Origin of the sequence: uncultured Boseongicola sp. (assembly GCF_937988555.1) — a bacterium.
Classification (GTDB): Bacteria; Pseudomonadota; Alphaproteobacteria; order Rhodobacterales; family Rhodobacteraceae; genus Boseongicola.
Genome location: NZ_CALJXO010000134.1, coordinates 1 through 7,373 on the forward strand (window position 1 = coordinate 1; position 7,373 = coordinate 7,373).

Genomic DNA, 7,373 nt, shown 5'->3' on the forward strand with positions numbered 1-7,373 from the left:
TTTGGCGGAGACGAAGGGATTCGAACCCTCGAGACCCTTCCGGGCCTACTCCCTTAGCAGGGGAGCGCCTTCGACCACTCGGCCACATCTCCGCTGACGGCTCTAGCAGGTTCGCCCCCGCAGAAACAAGTAGGAATTGAACGGATTTCACTATTTCCTCAGGTCATGACGCAATCGCGCGCGACCCCGACGCTTGATCACGCCATTTGCGCATAAAGCCAGTGCGCTACACGCAACAACCCAGCGTCATCGCCAAAGCGCCCGACGACCTGCACCCCAAGCGGTAGCCCTGCTTTCGATGTCAAAAGAGGCAGCGTGATCGCGGGCGTGCCAGCCATGGTCCAAAGCCCGTTCATCACGGAATCCCCGGTAGACGAAAGCCCGTCCGGTGCAACGCCCAAAGCAGCCGGACACAAAATGGCATCCGCCGCCGCAAAGACCTCGTCCAACGCCACGTTAAGCGCACCGCGACAATCCACAGCCGCCAGATACTCACACGCCGATACGCTCTTGCCGTCCTCAATCGCCTTTTGCGTCGCCACCCCAAGCGCAGTCACATCCCGGTCAACGTAGCCCCGAAAATTATGCGCCATTTCGGCAAAGTTGACGACACGGCGTTGTAGTTCAGCTGTCTCAAAGACCGCAGGCAAACCAACATCAACACCCACCGCACCCAAACGCGCATAAAACGCCGCTAGAGCCTCACGATACTCCGGCTCTACCCGATCCCATGCCGGTGGGCGCAGAATGGCAAACCGCGGGGCGTGGTTTAAACCCGCCTGCGCGCCGTTCAGCAAGACCGGCGCCCCAGCATCACTTGAAGCGGAATCCGCAGGATCATGACCAAACAGCACCTCGGCAGCCATTGCTGCACTCAACGGATCAGCTGCAAAAACGCCCAACGTGTCCAGCGTCTGCGATTGGTTCAACACCCCGCGCCGGGGGATCGCCCCGAACGTCGGCTTATACCCTGTCACACCGCAAAAAGACGCGGGCCGAACCACAGACCCGCCCGTCTGCGTGCCCACAGCCAAAGGCACCATACCATCTGCAACCGCTGCGGCAGACCCAGACGACGAGCCGCCCGGCGTATGCCCCAAATCATGCGGGTTGCGGGTCTTGCCGGGGACAAAATAGGCAAGCTCGGTCGTCACGGTCTTTCCCATAATGATCGCGCCCGCCGCGCGAAGCCGCTCAACAAGAAACGCATCCCGCTCTGGCACGCGACCTTTATCAAGTGGGCAGCCATTTTGTGTAGGAATTCCCGCGGTATCGATCACATCTTTCAAACCAACCGGAAGACCATGCAAAGGCCCCAAATGTCCGCCAGACGCGCGATGCGCATCAAGTCGGCGCGCCTGAGATCGTGCCGCCTCTGCATCAAACCAAACCCAGGCCCTCACATCGTCCTCGCGCAATGCAATCCGCGCGATGCACTTCTCAACCAACGCTTCCGCCGATAATTCCCCCGACGCAAGCTGATCGCGCAGCAAAAACGCGCTTTCTAACGGTGCACCGGTTGCCCCAATCGTCTGCGACCTCGCCGTCATCCCCGACCCTATTTGCTGAACAGGAAGTGCAAGACATCCCCGTCTTTCACGAGGTAGGTCTTGCCTTCAGCCCGCATCTTGCCGGCGTCCTTAGACGGCTGCTCGCCTCCCAAAGCAACAAAATCGTCGAAGCTAATCGTCTCGGACCGGATAAATCCCTTCTCGAAATCACCATGGATCACACCCGCCGCCTGAGGCGCCTTCGTGCCCTCCGGGATCGTCCATGCGCGCGCCTCTTTCGGACCCACTGTGAAGTACGTCTGCAATTTCAATAGCTCGTAACCCGCTCGAATAAGCCGGTCCAAGCCCGCCTCAGACAAACCAAGCTCGTCCAAAAACATCTCGGCCTCGTCTGGCTCCAGCTGGCTGATCTCTTCCTCAATCTTCGCCGATATTACCACCGATGCCGCACCCTGCTCTGCCGCCATCGCCGCGACCCGCGCGGACAAAGCGTTGCCCTCGGATGCCTCATCCTCCGCCACGTTGCAGACGAACAAAACCGGCTTGGACGTCAAAAGCTGCAGCATGCCCCAGGCTTTGGCATCGTCATCAGACACCTCAACCGTCCGTGCGGGCTGACCGTTCTCAAGCACAATGCGCGCTTCGTTCAAAAGCCGCTCCTGCTGGACCGCTTCCTTATCGCCGCCACGCACTTTGCGCACGATATTCTGTAAACGCCGCTCGATCGATTCAAGATCGGACAGCATCAACTCGGTTTCAATCGTCTCGGCATCGGCCACCGGATCAACACGGCCCTCAACATGTGTCACATCACCGTCTTCGAAGCACCGAAGCACATGCGCAATCGCATCGACCTCGCGAATGTTCGCCAGAAACTGGTTGCCAAGCCCCTCGCCCTTGGACGCGCCCTTCACCAAACCGGCAATATCGACAAACGTCATGCGCGTCGGAATAATCGTCTTCGATTTCGCAATCTCGGCAAGCGTATCAAGCCGCGTGTCCGGCACCGCAACCTCGCCGACGTTCGGCTCGATCGTACAGAACGGAAAGTTCGCCGCCTGCGCCGCCGCGGTCCGTGTCAACGCATTGAATAATGTCGACTTGCCAACGTTTGGCAGCCCCACAATTCCCATCTTAAAGCCCATCTGGCGCTCTCCCTGCCCGTGTTGGGAGAAGGCTCTACCGTCCGCCCCCCAAAGGTGCAAGCGCCGCCACCGTAATCGCGCTCTGCGCGCCCGGTCGCGGCCTGAGAAATGATGAACCACGCCAGCAGAATAAACATCGGATGCGTCAACCCGCCAGAAAAAATCAACGCCGGAATCCAAAGCAAAAACACCAGAACTCCAAGGAACGGACGGCCCGCAAAGGCAATCGACAACGGCGGGAGAAGGATCGCAAAGATATAATTTATGGGCTTCGAGCAAGGAAGTCCGCCTCACGATGTCCATGGCGGTCTGAAAGTTTCCCCTCCCACTTGCAAACATCGCCGCATTGCGCGACACGAAAGTCGAGATAAAGAAAGAGCGCTGCAATGACCCGGATCGACGCAAAATTCGCTGAATTGAAGGCCCAGGGCCGTAAGGCCTTCGTCACATACGTGATGGCAGGCGACCCCGACTTCGACACATCACTTGAAATCGTGCGCGGCCTGCCCGCCGCGGGCGTCGATGTCATCGAACTTGGCCTGCCCTTCACCGATCCAATGGCCGACGGCGCGACCATCCAGCTTGCAGGGCAACGCGCGCTTGCCGGCGGCATGACGCTGCAAAAGACACTCGATCTGGCGCGCTCTTTCCGCCAGGAAGACGCCACCACACCGATCGTTCTGATGGGCTACTACAACCCGATCTATTCGCGCGGCGCGGATACTTTTCTAGAAGACGCCAAAGCCGCCGGCATCGACGGCCTTATTGTGGTAGATCTGCCACCCGAGGAAGACGCCGAACTTTGCATTCCGGCGCAACAGGCGGGCCTGAACTTCATCCGGCTTGCCACACCCACCACGGACGACAAACGCCTGCCGACCGTGCTGCAAAACACCTCCGGCTTCGTCTACTACGTCTCGATTACCGGGATCACTGGCGCCGCAAGCGCTGTCGCAACAGACGTCGGTCCCGAAGTCGCACGCATCAAATCCGCGACCGATCTGCCGATCATTGTCGGATTTGGGATCAAGACGCCCGAAGATGCCGCTGATATCGCCCGCGTCGCGGACGGTGTTGTTGTTGGCTCGGCCATTGTCGAGAAGATCGCAAACGGCCTAAGCCCGGCCGACGTGCTCGCTTTCGTCAAATCACTTGCGGATGGCGCTCACACCGCCTGATCTGCGCCCGGCGTCTCGTATTCCGACCCAAGCCGCGAGTAGCGCCGCTCAGTCAGATTATCGAGAGGCGCCTCTGTGACCTCTTTTGGTCTCCGACGCCCAAAGACCACTCCAAAAAGCGACTCAAGTATTGAAGCCGTAAGTATAATTCCGGCGATTGTTAGCAATTCCATGACGTCATCCCTCTGATCAGCCCCCGCTGAAAAATTGAGGGCCCGCGTCCGCACGGAACAATACTCCGACGGCTGTCAGGACAGCACGGCGCAAAAGCGCGGGCTGACCGTCAGCGGGCCCTGCTTTTTAAGTGCTGTAAGAAACGTATCTACGCTGAATAGGACGCTCGTCCGCTTCAGGCTCTTCCGGCTGTTCGGGCCAGATAAAACGCTCGTAGTCAGCGGTGTGCTCTGCACGCCGTGCATCCAAACGAGCTTTGATCAATACGATCGCAGCCACGATGAACGGCGCAGAAAAAAGGACGTACGGAAGGTATATAGAAATCTCACTCATAACCAAACACTCACTAACACAAAGATTTACAAAGCCTTTTTTAGATTATCTCTATGGCCATTTTAGGGCGCAATCTGGGCGTTTACGCCATATTTCAGCCGCACGTCCGCCACATTCATATGGGTTACAAACGAAAAAGCCCGGGCGCAAACGCCCGGGCAAGTCACTCTTTAGCTGAAAAGAAGGGAGGATCAGCCTTTCGAGAAGTCTGGGTAGGCTTCCATACCAAGCTCGGATGTATCGAGGCCCTGGATTTCCGCTTCTTCGCTCACCCGGATGCCCATCACGCCCTTCAGCACCATCCAAAGGATGTAGCTGACCACGAAGGTGAACACGCCGTAAGCAATGATACCGGTGATCTGTGTCACAAGGCTCGCATCGCCATTGTAAAAGACAACCGCGATGGTGCCCCAGATACCTGCAAACAGGTGAACCGGGATAGCACCGACCACATCGTCGATCTTCAGCTTGTCAAGGAACGGAACCGCAAAGACCACGATCACACCGCCGACAGCACCGATCCAAAGCGCACCAAACAAAGTCGGGGCTAGCGGCTCAGCCGTGATGGACACCAGACCGGCAAGCGCTCCGTTCAGAACCATCGTAAGATCAACCTTCTTGTACATGATCTGCGTCAGGACCAGCGCGGCGATCGCACCGGCAGCAGCAGCCATGTTGGTGTTGGCAAAGATCCGCGAGATGTCTGTGATGTCGCCAACTGTACCGGCCGCAAGCTGCGAACCACCGTTAAAGCCGAACCAACCAAGCCACAGGATGAACGTACCCAAAGTCGCCAGCGCCAGGTTCGAACCAGGCATCGGAATGACCTTACCGTCCTTGTATTTGCCAAGTCGCGCACCAAGCACCAGCGCACCAGCCAAAGCAGCCCAACCACCGACCGAGTGAACAATCGTCGAACCAGCGAAGTCCGAGAAACCCATCTCAGAAAGCCAGCCGCCGCCCCACTGCCAGGAACCCGAGATCGGATACATGACACCGGTCAGGACCGTGACGAAGATCAGGAATGGCCACAGCTTGATACGCTCCGCCAAAACACCCGAAACGATCGACGCAGTCGCTGCCACAAACATCAGCTGGAAGAAGAAGTCGGATCCAACGGACGCATAATCAAGCGACGCATCCGCAGCCGCCAGACCAACTGGCTCAAGCGCGGTGATCGAGAACCACGGACCCATCCAGCCCGATACCCACCAGCCATCGCCAGGGTACATCAGGTTAAAGCCGATCAACCAGTACATAATCGACGCGATCGAAAAGAGCGCTATATTCTTAGTCAGCTGCATTGTGACGTTCTTCGAACGCACAAGCCCTGCCTCAAGCATCGCAAAACCAGCGGCCATCCAGAAAACAAGGAAACCACCAACAAGAAACAAAAGTGTCGTGAGAATATACGGTTGAATGTCTGGCGCAGCATCCTGTGCCAGTGCGAACGTTGGCAGCAAAGCAGCTCCAGCCGACGCAGATATGAGTGTCTTATAGTTCATCTGAGTAAATCCCTTTCTGCGTGGATTAGATTGCGTCATCATTCGTCTCGCCGGTGCGAACGCGCACAGCGCTTTGCACATCGAGAACGAAGATCTTGCCGTCACCGATTTTGTCGGTCTTGGCCGTGGTTGCGATTGTCTCGACGACTTGGTCAGCCATACTGGTAGCGACCACAATTTCAATTTTGACCTTCGGCACAAAATTCACGGCGTATTCTGCGCCGCGATAGATCTCCGTATGACCCGACTGCGAGCCGAAGCCCTTAATCTCAGTCACCATCATACCGCGCACCCCGATGGACGTGAGCGCCTCGCGCACCTCCTCAAGCTTGAACGGCTTAATTGCTGCAATGATAAGTTTCATCGTTCCCCTTCCGACTAAGCGGACCCCTTCGCCCGCATTACGGGACGTCAAAGAACCTTGCTGCGGCGCGGCGGCAAGGAAGCAGGGGGCTGATGGCAGGGCAAAAGGGACATAGTTGCACAATTTTTGCGCAAATTAGTACTTTAGATTAATTTTTAGGCGGATGGCAAAGTCATGTCATCGCGATCTGCACAGAAATCCCACTCCACATTCACTAAAGCAGTCCCTATGTTAGAAGCAGAGCAGCATTGGACCCAAAGAGTATGAGTGGCACGGGCAGAGGGCGTCCGCCGTTGATTGCAGATAAACGAAGCGCAAAAAAAGCAACCGCAGCAAAGCCCCGTAAAACAAAGGCAACACGCAAGAAACCGGCGCAACGCGTCCGGTCCCGAAACCCGTTCGTCTGGCTGTTTCGCGCGCTTGTGCGCCTTGTCTGGGGCATCGGGTGGCGCGTCACTGCAATAGCCACCATGCTTATCGGTGGCGCGGTTATCTTCTATGCCGCAACGCTGCCGCCCATCACAAACCTCCTCGATGGTCGCGCCCGAGGCTCGGTCACGATGCTTGATCGCACCGGACAGGTCTTTGCATGGCGCGGCGAACAATTCGGCGGCCAGATCACGGCGCAAACCGTGTCGCCTTTTCTGAAGAACGCAATCATTGCGACCGAAGACCGCCGCTTTTACGACCACTTCGGCCTCTCTCCGCGCGGCATCGCAAGCGCTGTCCGCATCAACCTGTCCGAAGGACGCGGCCCACTGTCGGGCCACGGCGGCTCTACCATTACCCAACAAACCGCAAAGCTACTTTGCCTCGGCAGCCCTTTCGATCCAGCAGAAGGCTTGACCGAAGCTGAATACGAAACCGACTGCCGCCGCGGCACGCTTACACGCAAGCTGAAAGAAGCCGTCTATTCCATGGCGATGGAACTCCGCTATTCCAAAGACGACATCCTCACGATCTACCTGAACCGCGCCTACCTCGGAGCAGGCTCACGCGGGTTCGAGGCCGCCGCGCAACGTTACTTCGGCCGCTCTGCCAACGAACTTCTGCCCTCCGAAGCCGCCATGCTCGCAGGCCTCCTTGTAGCGCCAACACGCTACGCGCCCACCGCAAACCTCCAACGATCCCGCGATCGCGCGAACCTGATCATCGGGTTGATG

General features: G+C 57.7%; 8 protein-coding genes and 1 tRNA gene. 2 read left to right on the forward strand and 7 right to left on the reverse strand.

The annotated features are described in order from the left end of the window. Positions 1-2: 2 nt before the first annotated feature. From Q1B15_RS07260 to ychF, 3 genes are all read right to left on the reverse strand, one after another. Positions 3-92 (reverse strand) — tRNA-Ser (locus tag Q1B15_RS07260). 105 nt (positions 93-197) lie between these two features. Then, positions 198-1,550: an amidase gene (locus tag Q1B15_RS07265; protein ID WP_299752281.1), complete on the reverse strand. Its 1,353-nt coding sequence runs from the start codon at positions 1,548-1,550 to the stop codon at positions 198-200. An 8-nt stretch (positions 1,551-1,558) separates the two neighbouring features. Beyond that, positions 1,559-2,656 (reverse strand): redox-regulated ATPase YchF, encoded by a 1,098-nt coding sequence (ychF, locus tag Q1B15_RS07270; protein WP_299752284.1) that lies wholly within the window; start codon positions 2,654-2,656, stop codon positions 1,559-1,561. Positions 2,657-3,042: 386 nt separating this feature from the next. Between ychF and trpA the strand changes: the two genes are divergently transcribed. Further along, complete coding sequence (trpA, locus tag Q1B15_RS07275) at positions 3,043-3,834, forward strand: tryptophan synthase subunit alpha (RefSeq protein ID WP_299752287.1); 792 nt, start codon at positions 3,043-3,045, stop codon at positions 3,832-3,834. Here the strand turns inward: trpA and Q1B15_RS07280 are convergent. The 4 genes from Q1B15_RS07280 to Q1B15_RS07295 form a co-directional block, all read right to left on the reverse strand. Continuing rightward, on the reverse strand, positions 3,822-4,007 hold the full coding sequence (locus tag Q1B15_RS07280) for a hypothetical protein (RefSeq protein ID WP_299752290.1): 186 nt from the start codon (positions 4,005-4,007) through the stop codon (positions 3,822-3,824). The genes trpA and Q1B15_RS07280 overlap by 13 nt on opposite strands. A 127-nt stretch (positions 4,008-4,134) precedes the next feature. Beyond that, the gene (locus tag Q1B15_RS07285; RefSeq protein ID WP_299752293.1) at positions 4,135-4,341 is read right to left on the reverse strand and encodes a hypothetical protein; all 207 of its coding nucleotides are present in this window, start codon (positions 4,339-4,341) and stop codon (positions 4,135-4,137) included. A 191-nt stretch (positions 4,342-4,532) separates the two neighbouring features. Beyond that, positions 4,533-5,846, reverse strand: coding sequence for an ammonium transporter (locus Q1B15_RS07290; protein ID WP_299752296.1), 1,314 nt, complete (start codon positions 5,844-5,846; stop codon positions 4,533-4,535). 25 nt (positions 5,847-5,871) lie between these two features. After that, positions 5,872-6,210, reverse strand: a complete 339-nt coding sequence (locus Q1B15_RS07295) for a P-II family nitrogen regulator (RefSeq protein WP_299752299.1) — start codon at positions 6,208-6,210, stop codon at positions 5,872-5,874. A 263-nt stretch (positions 6,211-6,473) separates the two neighbouring features. Here Q1B15_RS07295 and Q1B15_RS07300 point away from each other — a divergent pair. After that, positions 6,474-7,373 (forward strand): biosynthetic peptidoglycan transglycosylase (locus Q1B15_RS07300; RefSeq protein WP_299752303.1); only part of this gene is annotated, 900 nt, incomplete at its 3' end.